The sequence below is a fragment of the Arthrobacter sp. MAHUQ-56 genome, assembly GCF_019710585.1.
Classification (GTDB): domain Bacteria; phylum Actinomycetota; class Actinomycetes; order Actinomycetales; family Micrococcaceae; genus Arthrobacter.
This window is the reverse complement of sequence record NZ_JAIFZQ010000004.1, coordinates 248195-268156: the sequence shown is the minus strand read 5'-3', so window position 1 is coordinate 268156 and position 19962 is coordinate 248195. Positions and strand designations below refer to the sequence as shown.

Genomic DNA, 19962 nt, shown 5'->3' with positions numbered 1-19962 from the left:
CCGGGGATTCGCCTGCGGGCCCTCGTCAGTAACGCCGGCGATAGACGGGGTCGAGGGTCTCGGGAGCGACGCCCAGCATCTCCGCTGTGTGCTCCACCACCACGTCATGGACCAGGTCCTGGAGTTCCTCCACAGTTGAGCATGCCTGCTCAACCACGCGGCGGTAGACCGTAATCATCGGTCCTTCCCCTCCAGCGGCGGGTGTGTAGGAGCCCATGGGCACCGGGGCTGCGTTCGCTGCGAGTTCCTCAAGGTCCGGCGGTATCTCGTCGACGCCGAACCGTACGCCGTCCAGGGTTTTACCCCAGATATCGTGCAACCGCTGGGCGGAGTCCAGCACCATGTCGTCGAAACGGTCGGACCGTGTCCGGTGGCCGGGGTGGGTGGGAAGAACCACCTCACCGCGGAGGCCGCGTCCATGGCGGTTGCGGCGCCGCCTTGAGAAGCTTCGGCCCACGGGCTCCGTGCCCGGACCAACCGGGGCATCCGGGTCAGCCAACCGGACCGAAAAACCTGATTCATGGTTCGATGACTGCATATATCGACTCTAAACCCGGGCGTGGATTTACGCGATACATCTCCAGGGCAGGAAAGGCGTGTGTCCCACCGGGCGCCAATGCGCGGGTTAACTGGTGCGACCGGGTAGTCTGGGATGTCGTGGGAGCTATACGTCAGTGTTCAAGGTCTGCCTGCCGCCAGTCAGCGGTAGCCACCCTGACGTACGTGTATGCGGATTCCACCGCAGTCCTGGGTCCGCTGGCCACGTATGCCGAGCCGCACTGCTATGACCTCTGCGAACAGCATGCCGACTCGTTGACAGTTCCCCGGGGCTGGGAAGTCCTGCGCCTGGCAATGCCGTCAACGCCGCAGCAGCCCGGGCCGGACGACCTGCTGGCCCTTGCCAACGCCGTAAGGGATGCCGCGGCCCTTCCCCCCGAGGTGCAGCCGCCGGCGCAGCGCGGGCACCACTCCGCGCTCGAGGCGCCGCCAGGTGCTGAAGGGGTGCGCCGCGGGCATCTGAGGGTCCTCCGCGAACCGTCCTGACGCCCATCTGGCGGTAGGCTTGGACCTGCACATCTTTCCGCTACCGGCGCGAGCGCGCCCGCCAGGGAGCATGAACAAATGCCAAAGATCAGTCCCGAGCTGTTGTCCGTCCTGCGTTGCCCCGTGACCGGCTCGCCCCTGGTCCAGGAAGGCGAAGAGCTGGTGGCCACCACGGCCGGCGAAGACGGGGTAAAGAACCGCTACGCAATCGAGGATGGAATCCCCCTGCTGCTGCCACCGGAACTGCTGGCCGCAGCAGCCACGGCCGGATCGGACCAGCACGATCCCGGCGCCGACAGGCACTAGTTCAGCCCGCACGATTTTCAGACCCAGCAGCACGGGAACCGGACGGGGCCCGGACGAAGCAAAGGACCACCCATGACGTTTGACTACAAGGTTGCCGATATTTCCCTGGCGGAAGCCGGCCGGCACCAGATCCGCCTGGCCGAGCACGAGATGCCGGGACTGATGTCCCTGCGCGAGGAGTTCGGTGAAAGCCAGCCGCTGAAGGGTGCGCGGATCGCCGGGTCCCTGCACATGACGGTGCAGACCGCCGTGCTGATCGAAACCCTCACCGCGCTGGGCGCGGAAGTGCGCTGGGCTTCCTGCAACATCTTCTCCACCCAGGACGAAGCCGCCGCCGCTGTTGTGGTGGGCAAGGGCACCGTGGAGGATCCGCAGGGTGTTCCGGTGTTCGCCTGGAAGGGCGAAACCCTCGAAGAGTACTGGTGGACGGCCGAACAGATCCTCACCTGGCCCGGTGCCGACACCGATCCCGAGCTGGGCCCGAACATGATCCTGGACGACGGCGGCGACGCCACCATGCTGGTGCACAAGGGCGTGGAGTTCGAAGCTGCCGGCAATGTGCCCTCCGCTGATCCCACCGACTCCGAGGAATACGGCATCTTCCTCGATGTCCTGCGCCGCTCGCTGGACGCCGATCCCAAGAAGTGGACCCGCACCGCAGCCACCATCAAGGGCGTTACCGAGGAGACCACCACCGGTGTCCACCGCCTGTACCAGCTGGCGGAGCAGGGCAAGCTGCTCTTCCCGGCCATTAACGTCAACGACTCCGTCACCAAGAGCAAGTTCGACAACAAGTACGGCATCCGCCACTCCCTGCCCGACGGCATCAACCGCGCCACCGATGTCCTGATGGGCGGCAAGGTTGCGGTGGTCTGCGGCTACGGCGACGTCGGCAAGGGCGCCGCGGAAGCTCTCCGCGGCCAGGGCTCACGGGTCATCGTCACCGAGATTGACCCCATCTGCGCCCTGCAGGCAGCCATGGACGGCTACCAGGTGGCCAAGCTGGAGTCGGTGCTCGCCCAGGGCGACATCTTCATCACCACCACGGGCAACAAGGACGTCATCATGGCTGGGCACATGGCGGCCATGAAGAACAAGGCCATCGTGGGCAACATCGGCCACTTCGACAACGAGATCGATATCGCCGGCCTGGCCAGGATCCCGGGCATCGAAAAGGTGGAAATCAAGCCCCAGGTGCACGAGTGGGTCTTTGACCGTGGCTCGGACGCCGAGCGCTCCATCATCGTCCTCTCCGAGGGCCGCCTGCTGAACCTGGGCAACGCCACCGGCCACCCGTCGTTCGTCATGAGCAACTCCTTCGCCAACCAGACCATCGCGCAGATTGAACTGTGGACCAAGAAGGACCAGAAGGAATACGCCAACGAGGTTTACGTCCTCCCCAAGGTCCTGGACGAGAAGGTTGCCCGACTGCACCTGGACGCACTGGGCGTGGAACTCACCGAGCTGACGAAGGACCAGGCCGAATACCTGGACATCGACGTCGCCGGCCCGTACAAGCCGGAGCATTACCGTTACTGAGATGTAAGGGCCCGGGCGCGGCAACGCGCCCGGGCCGTTATTTTTTGCGCCTAGGATCGGAAAGATGGAGCCTGATGTGAAGCCCCGGCGCCGGGGGACCGTGAAAAAGATCCTTGCCGTGGCTGCCGTCTGCGTGCTGGCGGCCGTTGGCGGGGTTTTCGCCGCCGTGGCGCCGGGCCTGGCAGGCGGCCCCGTGGAATCCGAAGCCGGATCGGCGCTGCGCACTTCGCCAGGCATCGCTTCGCCCGTGGTGCCGCCGGTGCGCCTGGATGCCGCGCCGGCCAACGGCGCCAAGCAGGTGAACCCTGCCGCTCCTGTCTCCCTGAAGGTGGGCAACGGCACCATTGAGCGCGTCACCCTGACCAGCACCGCCGGCAAGACCGTCGAGGGCAGCATCGATGCGAACAGGACGGCATGGTCTGCGTCCGGCCCGCTCGAATTCAACACCGGATACAGCTACACGTACGTGGTCAAGGACGGTGCCGGACGGGAAACCAGCACCACCCAGTCCTTCAGCACAGTGTCCAGCTCGCATGAGGCAGATGCCGCCGTCTACCCACTGAACGGCATGAAGGTTGGCGTCGGCCAGCCCCTGCAGATCATCTTCAGCGAGCCGGTGGTCAACCGAGAGGCCGTGGAAAAGGCCATCAAGGTCACCAGCAGTGCCGGCCAGGTGGGAGCGTTCCACTGGCACAGCGACACCATGGTCCGGTACCGGCCCGAGAACTTCTGGACCGCCAACTCCACCGTCTCCATGGACATGCAGTTGTTCGGCGTGGACCTGGGGAACGGGCAGATCGCCAATTTCAACAAGAAGGTGAACGTCTCGATCGGTGACAAGAAGGTGGCGGTCGCCGATGCCACCGCACACACCTTCACGCTCAGCGTTAATGACCAGCCCGTCAAGACGCTGCCCGTCAGCATGGGGGACAAGCGCTTCCCGTCGGCCAAGGGCTACGCAGTGCTGATGGAGAAGAACCGCTATGACCACTTCCGGGCCTCAAGCATCGGTCTCAAGCCGGATGATCCGGCCTACTACGGCGATGTGGACGTCGAATACACCATCCGGCTCACCCTCAGCGGCGCGTATATCCACCAGGCCCTGCCGTCTGCTTTCCCCTACATCGGCAACACCAACGTTTCGCACGGCTGCATAGGTTTCGCTCCCGACGGCGCTGCTTGGGTCTTCGACAACATGGGCACCGGGGACGTGGTCCAGATCATCAATACCGAAGGCGACTTCGCAGCCCTTGACGACGGCTACGGGGACTGGAACATCCCCTGGAACGAGTACGACAACTAAGTCACTCGCCGAAGGGAAGCTTTTGCAGCCGCTCGCCCACAGCGCTGTTCCGGCGGCGGGCCTGGGCCAGCCTGCTGAACTCCCTGTTCCGGCGCTCGGCGACGACGGCGGCCAGGAAATCCTCCGGCCCCGTCGCTGGTGGCGGAGACGGAGCCACGTGCGCTGACAGTTCCGCGGCGACCGACGCTGCCATCGCCGCCCTGGACGCCGGCGCCATGCGGCCCGCTTGGCGGATGAACTGTGCGGCACGGCGCGCCGTGGCGTCGGGGATCCTGCCGATGTCCGCCGTCGAAGCCCATGGCAGGAGGGCTGGTGGAACGAAGACCGCAGCAGCGCGCTCAACCGGAACCCGGCCGCGCACGGAGTAGGTCCCGGCCAGCAGGTCTCCGAGCCGCCGGGATTTGTCATTGAAGAGCGCGACGGCGAGTGCCAGGCCGCCGAACGTCAGATAGATCTCGAGGAATCCAGTCAGTCCGCGGATCACGGCATGCCGGAACCGGATGGCGCCGCCGTCGTCGCGGACCACCCGCAACCCAGTGGCGAGCTTGCCCAGGGACCGGCCCCGGGTCAGCGTTTCCAGCCCCACGGGCACCACCACCAGGGAAAACACGACGCCGGTGAGGACCAGGGCGCGCCCGGCTGCGTCATCGAGGTCCCGCCCAGCCGCCGACAGGCCCCACAGGACTGCCACCAGCAGGACCGCATGGAACACGACGTCGATGGCCAGGCCCAACGCCCGCGCGGCAAAGGACGCGGGCCGCAGTTCCAGGACTACGGCCTCACCGGTGACTATCAGGCTCACGCTGCGTCCCTGTTCTTCGCGGTGCTGGTGTTGGACGGTCAAAGTCTAATGCGGGACGCTAGGCTGAGGCCGTGGATATGGACGCCTTTTCCGCAGTCAACGCGGACAAATGGGCGCGGCTGCAGAACCTGGCCTCCAAAGGCAGGCTCACCGGCCGCGAAGCCGATGAGCTGCTGGCTCTGTACCAGGCCGTCTCCGGCCACCTGTCCCTGATCCGCTCCGTGGCTCCGGAAAGCGGGCTGTCCGCATCACTGTCCGCCACCCTCGCCTTGGCCAGGACCCGCTTCACCGGTGCACGGTCCAACACGATGGCGGACCTCGCCCGGTTCTTCGTGGTGGCCCTGCCGGCGGCGCTGTACCGGCTGACATGGCTAACCCTGGCCTGCGGAACCGCCTTTGTCCTCATAGCCGCGGCCTACGCCGCCTGGCTGGGCACGTCCCCGGAAGCGCTCCGGGCAGTCGCCTCCGAGGCGGAGGCCGCCCGGTATGTCAACGAAGACTTCGTTGGCTACTACTCCGAAAACCCGGCGGCCTCCTTTGCCGGCGCCGTGTGGACCAACAACGCCTGGATCAGCGCACAGGCCGTGGCCTTGGGAATCACCGGGATCTGGGTGCCGATGATCCTGTTCAGCAACGCCCAAGGGGTGGGAATTGCCGCCGGGATCTTCGCCGCAGCGGGCAAGTCCGACGTCTTTTTCAGCTACATCCTGCCCCATGGCCTCATGGAGCTCACCGCCGTCTTTGTTGCCTGCGCCGCCGGCCTTCGGATCTTCTGGGCGATGGTCTCGCCGGGGCCCCGGACAAGGGGCCGCGCGGTGGCGGTGGAGGGGCGGTCCCTGGTCACCGTGGCACTGGGACTGGTCCTGGTCCTGTTCGTCTCGGGACTGGTGGAAGGGTTCGTGACGCCCAGCCCGCTGCCGGCCTGGTTTCGGATCGGCATCGGCGCGTCGGTGCTGGCAGCGTACTGGACCTACGTCCTGGTATGGGGGAAGCGGGCGTACCTGGCGGGGGAACGCGGGGATCTTCGGGACGAGGATTCCGGATACGCAGAAATCGCTGCCTGAATCGTTGTAATCCAGCCGGGGTGGTTCCTCGCCGTGCCGAAGTCCCTGACGGTAGGCTCGTCAACAGAAATGAATCGCGCCGGCGTACTGGGTCCGGCGTGGAACCCAACGGAAGTGACGCTGCTGTGAACGACGAAACACCGGCCCGCGCCAAAAGCGCTGCGCCGCAGCCGGAACCTTTCCTGGACACGTCCGGGGACTCCGACGAGCCCGCGTTTTCCTGGCTGAAGCCCGCCGATGGGGAAGCCTCCGGCGGGGACTCCGGACGCTCCGCCGAAGCCGGCGCGGCCCCCGGCGCCGGTTCATCAACCGCCGGATCGTCAGCCACCGCCGCTGCCTCCGGATCATCAGCCACCGCCGCTGCCTCCGCAGCAGGCACCACCCGGACGGAGGCGTCCGGCCCGCGCCACACGCAGGACGGTGGCGCCGTGCGCAAGGCAGCCCAGCCAGAAAGCAGGGCTGACCGCAAAGCCGCGGAAGCCGCCGTCGAACCTTCCGGGCGCGCAACTTCGCGCGCCGACAATTCCAGCGCGGCCGATGGCCAGTCCGGCTCTCCGGTTTTCCGGGAGCCCCTGCCCACATCAGCGCTGCACGTCCGCCCGCCCGAGGAAGAGGTGGAACGACGCAACGCCCAGCGGGAGAGCGCCGCGAACGCCCGGCCCGTGGCCCCGCGCGTCATGCAGGTCCTGCTGGCCATCGCCTACCCGTTCATCCTCCTGATCCTGGCCGTCCGGGCCGTGACCAGCCCGCTCTTCCTGTGGGTGGAGTACAACCGTCCCGGATTCCCCGGCGATGGCTACGGCTTCAGCACCGACGACAGGATGACTTACGGCTCCTACGCGGTGGACTACCTCAGCAACTGGGCGGGCCCCCGCTACCTGGGCGACCTGGTGCACCGCAGCGGCGACAAACTGTTCAAGGACGGCGAAGTCAGCCACATGGCGGACGTGAAGGTGGTCATCCTCTCCACCTTCGGTGCCGGAGCCGCGCTGCTGCTCCTGGCACTTATTGCCGTCCTCTACCTGCGCAAGCGGAGCACCGGCGGCGTCCGCCGCGGCCTGTTCGCGGGATCGGTCATCACGCTGGTGCTGATTCTTGGCCTCGGCACCCTGGCGGCCCTGGGCTGGCAGCAGTTCTTCACCGAATTCCACCGGATCTTCTTCGCCGACGGGTCCTGGACGTTCAGCCTCGATGACACGCTGATCAGGCTCTTCCCGGGCCAGTTCTGGATCGACGCCGGCATCGCCATCGCCGGCCTTGTGCTGGTGACCTCGCTGGTGACCGTGGTGCTTACCTGGCCCACGCGCCGGCGCCGTGGCCTGGCACCCAAGGAGCGGTCGGCGGCCCAGGACGGCCCGGAGGCCGCAGAGACGGCGTAGCAGCTCAGCCGTACAGTTTGGCGATCTCCGCCTGGAAGTCCTGTACGACGACGGCCCGCTTGAGTTTCAGCGACGGCGTCAGGTGCCCGGATTCCACGCTGAAGTCGGTGTCCAGGAGTGCGAACGTGCGCACCGATTCCGCCTTCGACACCAGTTCGTTGGCGTGGTCCACGGCCTCCTGGACGGCGGCAAGGATCTGGGGATCGCTGGTGGCTTCCCGGAGGGGGAGCGGGGGCAGCCCCCGCTCCGACCGCCAGTTCGCGACGCCCTCCGGGTCCAGGGTCAGCAGGGCTGACACGAACGGCTTGCCGTCACCGACGACGACGGCGTGCCCCACCAGCTGGTGGGCGCGGATCCGTTCCTCCAGCGGGCCCGGTGCCACGTTCTTGCCGCCGGCCGTGACCAGCAGGTCCTTCTTCCGCCCCGTCACGGTGAGGAAGCCGTCTGCGTCCAGGACACCAAAGTCGCCGGTCCGGAAGAAGCCGTCCACGAATGCTTCGGCGTTGGCCGCCGGGTTGGCGTGGTACCCCTTGAAGACGCCGATGCCCTTCACCAGGATCTCGCCGTCTTCGGCGACGCGGATGGTGGTCCCGGGAATGGGTATCCCCACAGTCCCCACCTTGGTGCGGGACGGCGTATTGGCCGTGCACGGTGCCGTGGTTTCGGTCAGTCCGTACCCTTCGAGGACGGGGATGCCGACGCCGCGGAAGAAGTGGGCATCCTCCGAGGCCAACGGGCTGGCACCGGACACGGTGTACCCCACCTCGCCGCCGAGGGCCTGGCGGAGCCGGGGATACAGCAGCCGGTCGTAGGCTGCGTGCCGCAGGCGGCTGAAGAGCCCCGGCCCGGGTCCCTCGCCCCGGCTTTGCCTGTCCTGCTCCCGCGAGTACTGGATGGCGGCGGCGGCAGCGGCCTCGAAAAGGCGGCCTTTGCCCGCCAAAGCCGCCTTATGCGCCGCGGTTGCCCGCACCTTCTCGAAAATCCGGGGGACAACCAGCAGGAAGGTCGGCTTGAACGTCCCCAGGTCCTCCAGCAGCTGTGCCGCCCCGGGGGTGTGTCCCAGGGTTGCTCCGGCCGTGAGGCACACAACCTGGACTGCGCGGGCCAGCACGTGGGCCAGGGGCAGGAACATCAGGGTGCGGGCGTTGCTTTCCTGGAGGATTTCCGGCAGGAAGGCAACGATGTTCTTGGCCACGAGGGCGAAGTTCCCGTGGGTAATCTCGCACCCTTTGGGCCTTCCGGTGGTGCCGGACGTGTAAACCAGGGAAGCGATGTCGTCCAGCCCGGCCCGGCTCCGCTGCCGCTCCAGCTCCGCGTCGCTGACCCCGGCGCCCGCGGCGGCGAGGCTGGCAAGGTCCGGTGCCTCGCCGTCGTAATCCATCCGCACTACGTTGACCAGGCGGTCACGCAGCGCAGCGGATTCCGCAACAACGCCGTTGACCAGCTGCACCGTGGCGCGGTCGCCGGCGAAGACGCGGCGCACCCCGGCATCCTGGATGATCCACTCCACCTGGCTCGCGGACGATGTTTCGTAGATGGGAACGGTGACGCCGCCGGCGAACCAGATCGCGAAGTCCACCAGGGTCCACTCGTAGGAGGTCCGGGACATCACTGCCACCGTGTCCCCTGGCTCCAGGCCGCCGGCGATCAGGCCCTTGGCCAGGGCACTGACGTCCTGGAGGAATTTCTGCGCCGACACGTCCACCCAGCCGTTGGGCCCCTTCCGCCGGTACAGCGCATGGGCGGGATTGGCGGCATGCTGCTCCAGCAGCAGGTCAGTCACGTTGCTGTCGGCGTCAAGCTCAACCAGCAGTTCCGTGCTTGCTTCTCTCACAGCAGGTCTCCGTTTCCGCTGCCACGCCGCGGCAGCGGCTCCTCAGGTGGTCTCATGCAATCCTGCCCTAGATCCAGGAGGGCATCCACATACGGACCTTCCAGTCCACGTAGGGGATGACCTCCGCCGTCCAGATGGGGTAGAAGAATGCCGAGAGCAGGACGGCCGCGGCAAGGAAGAGGGCCACCAGGTACAGGCCCGAGCGCCGGCGCCACGGCGGGTCCGTTGCCCTGCCGAGGACCAGGCCGAGGCAATACACCAGCGCCAGGACCAGGAACGGTTCGAAGGATACGGCGTAGAAGTAGAACATGGTGCGCTCGGGGTACATGAACCACGGAAGGTACCCCGCGGCCACACCTGCCAGGACGGCACCGGCCCGCCAGTCCCGGCGCCCTGCCCACCAGAACAGCACGACGACCAGTGCGATGGCCGCCGGCCACCAGACCAGTGGGTTTCCCACGGAAAGGATGGCGGAGGTGCACTTCTCCACGGCGCACCCGGGGGTTCCCTGCGGTGGGGATTCATAGAAGAACGACGTCGGCCGCCCCATGACCAGCCAGCTCCAGGCACTGGCCTGGTACGGGTGTTCGGAGCTCAGGCCCTGGTGGAACTTGTACGCCTCGAGGTGGTAGTGGACGAGGGAACGGACGGAGTCTGGCAGCCAGCCCCACTGCGCGGACGGGTTGCTTTCGGCCCAGTGGCGGAAGTAGGCATTGCCGGACAGGAACCATCCCGTCCAGGATCCTGAATAGACGGCTCCGGCCACGGGGACCATGCTTGCAAAGGCCGGCAGGCCGTCCCGGATGACGCCGCCGCTGATCCAGCCGCGGATGCCGGCCACGCGCCGTGCGTTGAGGTCCCAGAGCACGGTCAGGAGCCCGAAGCCGGCGAGGAAGAAGAGTCCGGACCACTTGGTGCCCACCGCGAGTCCCATGCAGACTCCTGCCGCGATCCGCCACCAGCGGATGCCCAGCCATGGTCCGGCCATCAGCATGCGGGCCGTCGGCTGCCCGCCGTTCGAAGCGGCAGCCTGCGCAAGCCGGCAGGCCAGGCGGCGCCGCCCGTCGTCCCGGTCCAGCAGCAGGGCGCCGAATGCGGCGAGGACCCAGAACGTCAGGAAGACGTCAAGCAGCGCGGTACGTGACATCACCAGGTGGTGGCCGTCGACGGCGAGGAGCAGCCCGGCGGCGCCGGCAAGGGGGAGTGAGCGGAACAGCTTCAGGGCGATCAGGGAAACCAACAGCACCGTCAGTGTTCCGGTGAGCGCGGCAGCGAAACGCCAGCCGAAGGGGTTGTCCGGCCCGAACAGCCACATTCCGGCCGCAATCATCCATTTGCCCACCGGCGGGTGGACCACATATTCGGGGGAATCCAGCAGGACCGTGGGATCCCCGGCGTTGAATGAATCGTTGGCTTTGTCCGGCCAGCTGCGTTCGTACCCGCTGATCAGGTACGAGTAGGCGTCCTTGACGTAGTAGGTCTCGTCGAACACCAGTTTGTGCGGGACTTCCAGGCGGACAAACCGGAGCAGGCCCCCGGCCACTGCAGTCAGGACCGGGACCAGGACAAACCAGAGCCGGAGCGACAGGGGATAGGCCCGCCAGGCAGGGGCCGCGCCGAGGAGCCTTTCCTGCAGGGCTTCGACGGTGAACGTTTCCGCGGGCCGGCTGATCCAGGGACGCCTGGCCGCTGTGGAGGTATGGGCCGCAGGTGCCCCTGGTCCGGTGGAGGAGGCCGAAGGGGTGGGTTCACCGGCCCCGGGCGGCCGCGTCGAGGTCTGCGTCACGAGCCCCATGCTACCTTTTGCGGCTGGAAGACCCGGCAGCAGTAGGCTGGTTGGGTGGACCAGAACCCCAGCCCCCTCCCCGCTCCCGAACCCTCAACGGCGGGGCGCATCGTGCTCGCCGCCACGCCGATCGGGAACACGGGCGATGCCTCGGCCCGCTTGGTCGAGCTGCTCGCCACGGCTGACATCGTGGCCGCCGAGGATACGCGCCGCCTCCACCGCCTGGTCCAGAGCCTGGGCGTTACCGTCGCCGGCCGCGTGATCAGCTACCACGAGCACAATGAGGCGTCCCGGACCTCCGACCTCCTGGATCAAGTCCGGGCGGGCAGCACGCTGGTGATGGTGACCGACGCCGGGATGCCGTCAGTGTCGGACCCTGGCTTCCGGCTGGTGGAAGGCGCGATCGCTGCAGGGCTGCCTGTCACCGCCGTCCCCGGCCCCTCCGCCGTCCTCACCGCGTTGGCGTTGTCGGGCCTGCCGACGGACCGGTTCTGCTTCGAGGGCTTCCTTCCCCGCAAAGCCGGCGAACGCGCCTCGCGCCTGGCCGATCTGGCCGGGGAGCGCCGCACCATGGTGTTCTTCGAGGCCCCGCACCGGCTCGAAGCAATGCTGCGGGCCCTGCGTGAAAGGTTCGGCCCGGACCGGCCCATCGCTGTGTGCCGGGAGCTGACCAAGACCTACGAGGAAGTCATCCGGGGCACGGTCGGTGAGCTGCTGCACTGGGCGGAAACGACTGAAGTCCGCGGCGAGATCGCGGTGGTGCTGGGCGGCGCGCCCGAGCAGGCGGCCGGAACCCCCGAGGACCACGTGGCGGCAGTCACCGAGCTGATGGCCCAGGGCATCCGGCTCAAGGAAGCCGTGGCGGCAGTCGCTGAAGACGTGCGGGTCAGCAAGCGGGAGCTGTACGCGGCGGTCCTTGCCGCCCGCTGACGGGTCCGCAGGCCCCGCAGCCCTGCTGTGCAGCTGCACAGCAGGGCTGCGCTTTGGCAGTGCGCAACGGCGTAGACCCCGGGCGGGCCCGGCAGTAGTCTGGCTGTTAATCAGCCCAATGAGCCCGGTCACTCCGGCCGCAGCACGGGCTGCCACAACCCTACTGACGAGGGAGTCATCGTGACTGTCACCGCACAGCCTGCCGTTAGCGCCGAGCGCGAAAGCCGGCTTCTGGCCTCCGTTCCCACCGGGCTGCTCATCAACGGCGAGTGGCGCGACGCCGCTTCGGGCAAGACGTTCGACGTCGAGGATCCCGCCACCGGGAAAGTGCTGCTGAGCATTGCCGACGCCGGCCCCGAGGACGGCGCCGCGGCCCTGGACGCCGCCGCCGCGGCCCAGGAGTCCTGGGCAAAAGTCCCGCCGCGCGAACGCGGCGAGATCCTGCGCCGGGCGTTTGACCTGGTGACCGAACGGGCCGAGGACTTCGCCCTGCTGATGACCATGGAAATGGGCAAGCCGCTGGCCGAAGCCCGCGGCGAGGTAACCTACGGCGCCGAGTTCCTCCGCTGGTTCTCCGAAGAAGCCGTCCGCGCGTTCGGCCGCTACTCCGTCTCGCCGGACGGCAAGTCCCGCCTGCTGGTGACCAAGAAGCCGGTGGGCCCCTGCCTGCTGATCACGCCGTGGAACTTCCCGCTGGCCATGGCCACCCGCAAGATCGCCCCCGCGGTCGCCGCAGGCTGCACCATGGTGCTGAAGTCCGCGAACCTCACGCCGCTGACCTCCCAGCTGTTCGCGGCCGTCATGATGGAAGCCGGCCTGCCCGCCGGCGTCCTGAACGTCATTCCCACCTCAACCGCCGGTGCCACCACCGGGCCGCTGATCAAGGATTCCCGTCTTCGCAAGCTGTCCTTCACCGGTTCCACCGAGGTGGGCCGGCGCCTGCTGGCCGACGCCTCCGAAACCGTGCTGCGCACCTCGATGGAACTGGGCGGCAACGCCCCGTTCGTGGTCTTCGAGGACGCCGACCTGGACGCCGCCGTCGCCGGGGCCATGCTGGCCAAGCTGCGGAACATGGGCGAGGCTTGCACTGCTGCCAACCGCTTCATCGTGCACGAATCGGTCGCCGGCGAGTTCGCGGAGAAGTTCGCCGCGAAGATGAAGGAAATGACCACCGCCCGGGGCACCGAACCGGAGTCCAAGGTGGGCCCGCTGATCGACGCCAAGAGCCGGGACAAGGTCCACGAACTGGTGTCCGACGCCGTTGCCTCCGGCGCCAAGGCCGTGCTGGGCGGCGGACCGGTGGAGGGCCCGGGCTACTTCTACCAGCCCACCATCCTCTCCGGGGTCACGGAGGGCACGCGGATCCTGTCCGAGGAAATCTTCGGCCCGGTCGCGCCGATCATCACCTTCAGCAGTGAAGACGACGCGGTGCGTCTGGCCAACAACACCGAGTACGGCCTGGTGGCTTACGTCTTCACCAAGGACCTCAACCGCGGCATCCGGATGGGCGAAAAGCTCGAGACGGGCATGCTCGGCCTGAACGCCGGGGTCATCTCCAACGCCGCGGCACCGTTCGGCGGTGTCAAGCAGTCCGGGCTGGGACGCGAAGGCGGCCTCGAAGGCATCGAGGAATACCTCTACACCCAGTACATCGGCATCGCCGACCCCTACGCCGGGTAGGCCTGACGGCTGAAGGATCGGGCGCTGCCGGCCGGGACATCCCCGGCCGGCAGCGCCCTTTCAGTTTCGGGTGCCGCCGGCACGCCTGCCTGGAGCGGAAGGCCCTGGCCTTGGAGTGACCCGCGCCGGAATTTCCGCCCGGCCATGCCGCCGGCGGTGCACGGCGGCTGCTGCCACCTTCCTGGCCGCACTGCCGGCCACCCGGAACGGCAGGCCGGCCAGCCGGCCCAGGCGCTCCGTGACGGACGGCGGCAGCCAGGCCGCACGCAGGCGCCGGGGGAGGGTGGCATTTTCACGCAGCGCTGTTTCAAGCGCGGCCACGCCGGTGCCGGGATCCGGCACGTCCGCTGCAGGCAGCAAGCCTGCAGCGCCGTCGGCGGGGTCCGGCCGGCCGTACCGGTACCGTTCGAAACCCGCGGTCAGGGAGGCGACAACCTGGCGTGCCTGTTCATCCATGCCGCCCGCTTCCCCCAGCAGTGCCTGGCGGAACCGTGCGGCGTAGGCCCTTGGCGTCTCGCTGGCACCGGGCGGCAGGCCGTAGTCCGTGCCGAGGTCAAGGAGTTCGCTCCATGCCAGCGGGACGGCATCGCCCGGGCGCTTCGGCCGCAGCCGCCGTGCCCTGATGGCCGTGCGGACCAAGCGTGGCGCGGCCGCCACCAGGCCAGCTCCCAGCGCCGCTGCCGTGCCCAGCAGCCAAGGCAGCAGCGGGGCGTCACCGCCGGCGCCGTTGCCCGCCCCGGGGGCCGGCAGCGGAGCGGCGCTGGGGGCGGGCGTGGGAGCGGGTGCGGCATCGGGCACCAGGCCATCGTTGTTGCCAAGCGCATCCGGCACTGAGGAAACGGCCGCCTCGGTGGCATAGTCCGGAACCACGCCCCGTGAAGGCGTGGGTTCGAAGGGCACCCAGCCCAGGCCCTGGAAGTACAGTTCAGGCCAGGCATGGGCGTCCCGGGCGTCCGCTTCGTACTCGGGGAGGGTGCCCTGCCCTGCCACTGATGCCGTAGCCCCCGTCAACCTGCCGGGTGCATAGCCCACCGCGATCCGGCTCGGGATCCCTTCCAGCCGGGCCATGACGGCCATGGCTGACGCGTAGTGGATGCAGTAGCCGCTCTTTTGCTGGAGGAAGTCAGCCAGGACGGAAAGCCCGTTGCCGTCGTAGCCGCCCTGCACCGGGGACTGCAGCGAATAGGTGAACTCGGCCGAGCGCAGGTACTTCTGGATGGCGATTGCTTTGGCATAGGGGGTGGCAGCGGAACCGGCCACTGTCCTGGCAGTGCTTTTCACGATGTCCGGAACGTTGCCCGGGATCCGTGTGAAGTCGTCGGGGATGCCGCGGGCAGCGCCTGAGGACTGGGCGAGCAGGGCTGCCGAAAGCTTGGGCACGGCAGACGTAACCACATACTCCTGCCGCCGCGACGTGGTGTCCGTCCCCTTGATGGAGAGCGTGGCGGGGTCCCACGTCCACTGGCCGCTCAGGCCGCGGATGGTCTCCGGGGCGTAGGGGGCGGGAAGGTAGGGGCTGCTGAACGATCCGGTCTCTATGGCGGTCACCTGCCGTACCTGCTCATCGGCCAGCACGGCGTAACCAGGGTCTATGCGGCCGGCGAGCGGAAGCCGTGACCCGGCGCGGTCGTCCGGGCCCCAGGAATCGCCGTCGAAATTATCCACCGTGACTGAGCGCAAATAGAGCGGCGCGGACGAACTGGTGGCGTAGGTGATGCGGCCGCTGCCGTCCGGTGTCCGGAGGCTGTTGCCAAGGGTGATCATGGGATTCAGGCCGGTGGAGCCGCCCCAGGGGTTCAGCCGGGAGCCCTGCGGAAAGGTTCCGCGGTCAAAACCCGGGATGGCCAGCGGCAGGACCAGAGTGGCGGTCAGTGCAACTGCGCCGGTAAGTGCCGCCCGGCGCAGCATGCCGGGACTGCGGGCGGAGTTGGCCTGCATCCTGCCGTCCGGCGAAAACCACTGGCTGCAGGCCAGGACCATAAGGTACCCGGCCACGGTCACGGCGAAACTCCACGGACCCACGCTCTGCGGCTTGATCATGGCCGGCACCACCAGGAGTGCCAGCAGCCCCATCCCGGAGGCGGCCGGCATGCCCAGCGGGACGGCGAGAGCGTCCACGAGGATGACAGCCAGGCCGAGCACGGCACAAATGACCATCACAATGCCCACATTGGGCGCAACCGGTGCCGTCTCTGCCAGGACCGTCTCGCTGGCACGCCTGATCAGCCGGTCCAAGTCACGGAAACTCGCGCCGCTGGGAATGATCCACAGGATGCTTGAACTGCGGAAGAACGTCAGGGTCAAAACAGCGCCCAGGGCAAGGAAGCCTCCCGCCGTGACCAGCAGGGGCTGCGCGCGGATGGACCGCAGGGCGGCAAGGGTGAAACTGACCGCCGCCACGGTTGTCAGGACGGCCCAATACCAGTTCCAGCCGCGCAGGACACCGTTCAGGGACAGCGCGGCCCCGCTGACAGCCACCGCAATGGACACCGCCATGGCCCAGGGATAAGCGCCCGCCCTCCTGCGGCCCCCGGGTCCTGCCGGATGCGGGGTTTCCTGTCCGGTGCCCTGCGGCCTGGCCGGTGCAACAGTCATGTCGGCATCCCCGCTCCACGCCGGACGTCCGCGGCCGGTGCCGCCGGCAGGGCGGGGTCCTGGTCGAACTGGCTCCAGGCGGCGGCGACGCTGACCTGTGGAGTTACGGCCGCCGCCCGCCAGCCGCCCTGTCGCAGCACTTCGAGGACGTCCTGGAACTCCTCAGGCTTTTCCGCGGCCACCAGCGCAAAGGCGTTGGTTCCGTACGCGGCCGCGGGGGCCAGGGCCAACGCCTCCTCGGCGCTGACCCTTCCCAGCACGGCGATCAGGGGGCCGCGCATCCGGTGGGCGGACAGCTTGTCCATGAGGTGGTCGTCGAAAGGTGCCGGGCCAGGGTCCGGGTGGCCGTGGCCGCGGACTTCTTGGGCTCCCCGCCGGCCGCCGTTCCTCCGTGCGATGTCGGCCAGGACGCCGTCCCGCCGCACATGGTGTGCCCCGGTCAGCTGGATGGCCGCCAGGCTCTCGGCGACCGACTGCAGCCCGGCCGTTCCAGTGAATTCCTCGGCGGCAGGGTCCGGCGCCGAGGGGGAGTGGAGGAACGCCGGTTCCCCGCCGGCGTCCAGCAGCCGCAGCCCATAGTTGCGCTCCGCGAGGTGTGCGCTGATGGACATGGCGGCAACCACCGCCCATTCGAACGCTTTGCTGCTGGCCAGCGCGTGGCCGTCCGGCCCGGCAAGCCCCGGCACCGCAGAACCGGCCCCGCCGGAAAACGCCCCGTAGCGGTGGTCCAGGATGATGGTGGCCTCGGGCGTGGTGACCGATTCCTCCTGCCTCACCATCAGGGCTCCATGCCTGGCGGTGGCGGCCCAGTGCACCCGGCGCATCGGGTCGCCGTGCCGGTATTCACGCGTCATGACGTCGTCATCGCTGGGGTTGGCGCGGATGCGGGTGGCCGTCACGCCGTCGTTGCCCCGCGCGCCTGCCAGGCCGGTCATGGGAAGCACGACGGCGGCCGGCGTCACGGTGAGGACGTCGCCGTCGTCTATCGCCTGGCGGTGCAGGGACAGCCCAAAGGGGTCGGTGAACTCGGCAGTGACAGGCCCGATCCGGAACTGGCCGCGCTGGCTGGACCGGAGCTGGTATTCATATCGGCTGGTGCCGCCGGCGGCGGAGCGGGACGGGAACCGGAACGCGGGAGTCTCGCCAAAACGGACGGGCAGCCGTTCCTCCATGGTCACCGGCCCGCTGGCCGGGCCGGTCCTGGCCACCGCCAGGCTGACGGTTGTGGGGGCGGACGTTTCGACTGGTGCCGGGTTGAATTCCCGGTACACCCGGAACCGCGGCTTGACCAGCCGCGTGCCGGCCAGGGACACCAGCGGAAGCACCAGCAGCAGGACCGCCAGCGTCAGCAGGTCCCGGCGCCCCATGACCTGGGCCGCGGCCAGGGTAAAGGCACCGGCCGCCAGCATGCCCCATCCGCGCCTGGTGAACAGGTGCCGGGGAAGTCTGTCCAGCAGCGCCATGGTTCGGCCTTCAGCGGTTCCTGCTGCCGGCTACCGCCGCGGCCCGGGAGCCGGGGGCGTCCTGGGGGACGGGCAGCCGGGAAAGGATGTTCCGCAGCACGCTGTGCGGTGTTTCGCCCGCACCGGCCGCCTTCCGGTCAAGGATGATCCTGTGCGCCAGGACCGCTTCGGCGACCTCCCGGACGTCGTCCGGCAGGACGAAGTCCCTACCATCCAGTGCCGCCGTGGCCTTGGCCGCCCTGAGCAGCTGCAACATTGAACGCGGGCTGGCGCCGAGCCGGAGCAGCGGGCTCTCCCTGGTCGCCCGGCCGACGGAGACCGTGTACTCCTTCACCGACTGCGACACAAAGACCTGCTGCACCGTGGCGATCATCGACGCGACGTCGGCGGCCGACACCACGGCTGCCACGGACGCCAGCGGGGAGGCCGACTGGTGGGTCTCCAGCATCTCGATTTCGGCGTCCTTGTCCGGGTAGCCCATCGAGATCCGGGCCATGAAGCGGTCGCGCTGGGCCTCCGGCAACGGGTAGGTCCCTTCCATCTCGATGGGGTTCTGGGTAGCCACCACCATGAATGGCTCATCGAGCCGGTAGGAGGTGCCGTCCACCGTGACCTGGTGCTCCTCCATGCATTCGAGCAGGGCGGACTGCGTCTTGGCGGAGGCCCGGTTGATCTCGTCGCCGATGACGATGTTCGCAAATACGGCACCGGGTCGGAATTCGAACAGCCGGGAGGACTGGTTGTAGATGGATACGCCGGTCACGTCGGACGGCAGCAGGTCCGGTGTGAACTGGATGCGGTTGACCGTGCAGTCGATGGTGCGCGCGAGGGTCTTCGCCAGCAGGGTCTTGCCCACGCCTGGCACATCCTCCAGCAGCAGGTGCCCCTGGGCGAGCAGGACGGTGAGCGCCAGCCTGGCGGCGTCGGATTTGCCGTCAATCACGGTGTTTACGGTGGAAAGGATGCGCTCGCTGGCGGCGTGGAACGCCTCCACGTCCATGGGGTCAGGCCGGTGCGCGTTCAAGCGGCTCACGGAATCTGCGACGCCGGCCAGGTTAAGGTTCGGAGCGCTCACATTGTCGGCAGTGCGTCGGTGGGGTTCCATCGGCAACCTTTCAGCCCGGTTTCACCTGGACGGGACAGCAAGCCTGCCTGCGCCCGTCGGTGGGCGTTCGCATGTGTTCGTACCAGACTACTAAGACAACTGCCGCGGCAGACAGAATGTTCCGGCGATTAGGGGGCATCTGCCGCCGGTTAGGCTGTTTGGATGTGCAATACGCTGATTCCCGCCGCGTACCAGGCGCCCGCCGACGAAGCTTCCGGACTGGAAGGCCGTCCCCGGAAGGAATTTCCTCCTGCCCCGGAGCCGCTTCCGGTCCCCGTCATGGACAACCACACCCATTTGGACTTCCCCGACGGCAAGGCGCCTGTAGGCATCAAGGCTGCCCTCGATGCCGCCGCGGCCGTGGGCGTCCAGGGCGCCGTCCAGGTGGGCTGCGACCTGGAATCGTCGCGCTTCACCGTGGAAGCAGTGGACCGGGACCCCCGGCTCCTGGGGGCGGTGGCGCTGCACCCGAACGACGCTCCCCACTACGCCGCCCGCGGCCACCTTGAGGCGGCGCTTGAGGAGATTGAACGCCTCGCCGCCCACCCACGTATCCGTGCCATCGGCGAGACCGGGCTCGACTACTTCCGCACGGAAGGCGAAGGCCTGGCCCACCAGGAGTACTCCTTTCGCCGGCACATCGACATCGCCAAGCGCCTGGACCTCACCCTCCAGATCCACGACCGGGATGCGCACGGCGACGTGGTGCGGGTGCTCCGCGAAGAGGGCGCCCCCGAGCGGGTGGTGTTCCATTGCTTCTCCGGCGACGAGGAACTGGCCAGGACCTGCAATGAGGCAGGCTGGTGGATGTCGTTCGCCGGCACCCTGACCTTCAGGAATGCCGCGAACCTCCGCTCCGCCCTGGCGGTTGCGGACCCCCGGCTTCTCCTGGTGGAAACCGATGCCCCGTTCCTGACCCCGCACCCGCATCGCGGCAAGCCCAACGCCAGCTACATGGTTCCCTACACGGTGCGGACCATGGCGGAATTGACAGGATCTGACCTGGCCGGTCTCTGTGCCGGAATCAGCGAAAATACCGTGCGGGCATACGGTTCATGGGCCTGAGCGGGATACCGTTCCGGTAACGCCGGAGAATACCTGGTATGCAAAAATGTTGGCCCCTTTATAACGC

Annotated in this window: 16 protein-coding genes; 9 read left to right on the top strand and 7 right to left on the bottom strand. The window is 68.1% G+C overall.

Annotation, left to right across the window (positions count from 1 at the left end):
- Positions 1–25: 25 nt before the first annotated feature.
- Positions 26–538 carry a metallopeptidase family protein gene (locus K4G53_RS02790; RefSeq protein WP_221383968.1) on the bottom strand — a complete coding sequence of 171 codons (513 nt, stop codon included), beginning with the start codon at positions 536–538 and terminating at the stop codon, positions 26–28.
- 119 nt (positions 539–657) lie between these two features.
- Here K4G53_RS02790 and K4G53_RS02785 point away from each other — a divergent pair, with 119 nt between their 5' ends.
- From K4G53_RS02785 to K4G53_RS02770, 4 genes are all read left to right on the top strand, one after another.
- Complete coding sequence (locus K4G53_RS02785) at positions 658–1044, top strand: DUF3499 domain-containing protein (RefSeq protein ID WP_221383967.1); 387 nt, start codon at positions 658–660, stop codon at positions 1042–1044.
- A 78-nt stretch (positions 1045–1122) separates the two neighbouring features.
- Entirely contained in the window at positions 1123–1350 is a 228-nt protein-coding gene (locus K4G53_RS02780) for a Trm112 family protein (protein WP_221383966.1), read from the top strand.
- 72 nt (positions 1351–1422) lie between these two features.
- Positions 1423–2889, top strand: coding sequence for an adenosylhomocysteinase (ahcY, locus tag K4G53_RS02775; RefSeq protein WP_221383965.1), 1467 nt, complete (start codon positions 1423–1425; stop codon positions 2887–2889).
- A gap of 64 nt (positions 2890–2953) precedes the next feature.
- The gene (locus K4G53_RS02770) at positions 2954–4192 is read left to right on the top strand and encodes an Ig-like domain-containing protein (protein ID WP_221383964.1); all 1239 of its coding nucleotides are present in this window, start codon (positions 2954–2956) and stop codon (positions 4190–4192) included.
- Position 4193: 1 nt separating this feature from the next.
- Here the strand turns inward: K4G53_RS02770 and K4G53_RS02765 are convergent, their stop codons facing one another.
- Positions 4194–4994, bottom strand: coding sequence for an RDD family protein (locus tag K4G53_RS02765; protein WP_221383963.1), 801 nt, complete (start codon positions 4992–4994; stop codon positions 4194–4196).
- Positions 4995–5065: 71 nt separating this feature from the next.
- On the opposite strand from K4G53_RS02765, the gene K4G53_RS02760 reads away from it, so the two are divergent.
- Positions 5066–6058 (top strand): stage II sporulation protein M, encoded by a 993-nt coding sequence (locus K4G53_RS02760; RefSeq protein WP_221383962.1) that lies wholly within the window; start codon positions 5066–5068, stop codon positions 6056–6058.
- 125 nt (positions 6059–6183) lie between these two features.
- On the top strand, positions 6184–7437 hold the full coding sequence (locus K4G53_RS02755; protein ID WP_221383961.1) for a TIGR01906 family membrane protein: 1254 nt from the start codon (positions 6184–6186) through the stop codon (positions 7435–7437).
- Positions 7438–7441: 4 nt separating this feature from the next.
- On the opposite strand, the gene K4G53_RS02750 is transcribed toward K4G53_RS02755, so the two are convergent.
- Positions 7442–9271, bottom strand: coding sequence for a long-chain fatty acid--CoA ligase (locus K4G53_RS02750; protein WP_221383960.1), 1830 nt, complete (start codon positions 9269–9271; stop codon positions 7442–7444).
- 67 nt (positions 9272–9338) lie between these two features.
- Positions 9339–11066 carry a dolichyl-phosphate-mannose--protein mannosyltransferase gene (locus K4G53_RS02745; protein WP_221383959.1) on the bottom strand — a complete coding sequence of 576 codons (1728 nt, stop codon included), beginning with the start codon at positions 11064–11066 and terminating at the stop codon, positions 9339–9341.
- A gap of 45 nt (positions 11067–11111) precedes the next feature.
- On the opposite strand from K4G53_RS02745, the gene rsmI reads away from it, so the two are divergent.
- Positions 11112–11987 (top strand): 16S rRNA (cytidine(1402)-2'-O)-methyltransferase, encoded by an 876-nt coding sequence (rsmI, locus tag K4G53_RS02740; protein WP_221383958.1) that lies wholly within the window; start codon positions 11112–11114, stop codon positions 11985–11987.
- Positions 11988–12167: 180 nt separating this feature from the next.
- Positions 12168–13667, top strand: coding sequence for an NAD-dependent succinate-semialdehyde dehydrogenase (locus K4G53_RS02735; protein ID WP_221383957.1), 1500 nt, complete (start codon positions 12168–12170; stop codon positions 13665–13667).
- A 60-nt stretch (positions 13668–13727) separates the two neighbouring features.
- On the opposite strand, the gene K4G53_RS02730 is transcribed toward K4G53_RS02735, so the two are convergent.
- Genes K4G53_RS02730 through K4G53_RS02720 form a run of 3 tightly spaced genes read right to left on the bottom strand, consistent with a single transcriptional unit; the run spans position 13728 to position 18830 of the window.
- On the bottom strand, positions 13728–16262 hold the full coding sequence (locus tag K4G53_RS02730; protein WP_221383956.1) for a DUF3488 and transglutaminase-like domain-containing protein: 2535 nt from the start codon (positions 16260–16262) through the stop codon (positions 13728–13730).
- The gene (locus K4G53_RS02725) at positions 16259–17725 is read right to left on the bottom strand and encodes a DUF58 domain-containing protein (protein WP_221383955.1); all 1467 of its coding nucleotides are present in this window, start codon (positions 17723–17725) and stop codon (positions 16259–16261) included. Before K4G53_RS02725 ends, K4G53_RS02730 begins: the two co-directional genes overlap by 4 nt.
- Positions 17726–17735: 10 nt before the next feature.
- Entirely contained in the window at positions 17736–18830 is a 1095-nt protein-coding gene (locus tag K4G53_RS02720; RefSeq protein ID WP_221383954.1) for a MoxR family ATPase, read from the bottom strand.
- Positions 18831–18992: 162 nt separating this feature from the next.
- On the opposite strand from K4G53_RS02720, the gene K4G53_RS02715 reads away from it, so the two are divergent.
- The gene (locus tag K4G53_RS02715; protein WP_221383953.1) at positions 18993–19895 is read left to right on the top strand and encodes a TatD family hydrolase; all 903 of its coding nucleotides are present in this window, start codon (positions 18993–18995) and stop codon (positions 19893–19895) included.
- Positions 19896–19962 lie beyond the last annotated feature (67 nt).

What these genes read in the sequence shown, in the direction of transcription:
- K4G53_RS02790 (WP_221383968.1), bottom strand. Translation starts at nt 538, where the DNA reads ATGCAGTCATCGAACCATGAATCAGGTTTTTCGGTCCGGTTGGCTGAC.
- K4G53_RS02780 (WP_221383966.1), top strand. Translation starts at nt 1,123, where the DNA reads ATGCCAAAGATCAGTCCCGAGCTGTTGTCCGTCCTGCGTTGCCCCGTG.
- ahcY (WP_221383965.1), top strand. Translation starts at nt 1,423, where the DNA reads ATGACGTTTGACTACAAGGTTGCCGATATTTCCCTGGCGGAAGCCGGC.
- K4G53_RS02770 (WP_221383964.1), top strand. Translation starts at nt 2,954, where the DNA reads ATGGAGCCTGATGTGAAGCCCCGGCGCCGGGGGACCGTGAAAAAGATC.
- K4G53_RS02745 (WP_221383959.1), bottom strand. Translation starts at nt 11,066, where the DNA reads ATGGGGCTCGTGACGCAGACCTCGACGCGGCCGCCCGGGGCCGGTGAA.
- K4G53_RS02730 (WP_221383956.1), bottom strand. Translation starts at nt 16,262, where the DNA reads ATGACTGTTGCACCGGCCAGGCCGCAGGGCACCGGACAGGAAACCCCG.
- K4G53_RS02725 (WP_221383955.1), bottom strand. Translation starts at nt 17,725, where the DNA reads ATGGCGCTGCTGGACAGACTTCCCCGGCACCTGTTCACCAGGCGCGGA.
- K4G53_RS02720 (WP_221383954.1), bottom strand. Translation starts at nt 18,830, where the DNA reads ATGGAACCCCACCGACGCACTGCCGACAATGTGAGCGCTCCGAACCTT.
- K4G53_RS02715 (WP_221383953.1), top strand. Translation starts at nt 18,993, where the DNA reads ATGTGCAATACGCTGATTCCCGCCGCGTACCAGGCGCCCGCCGACGAA.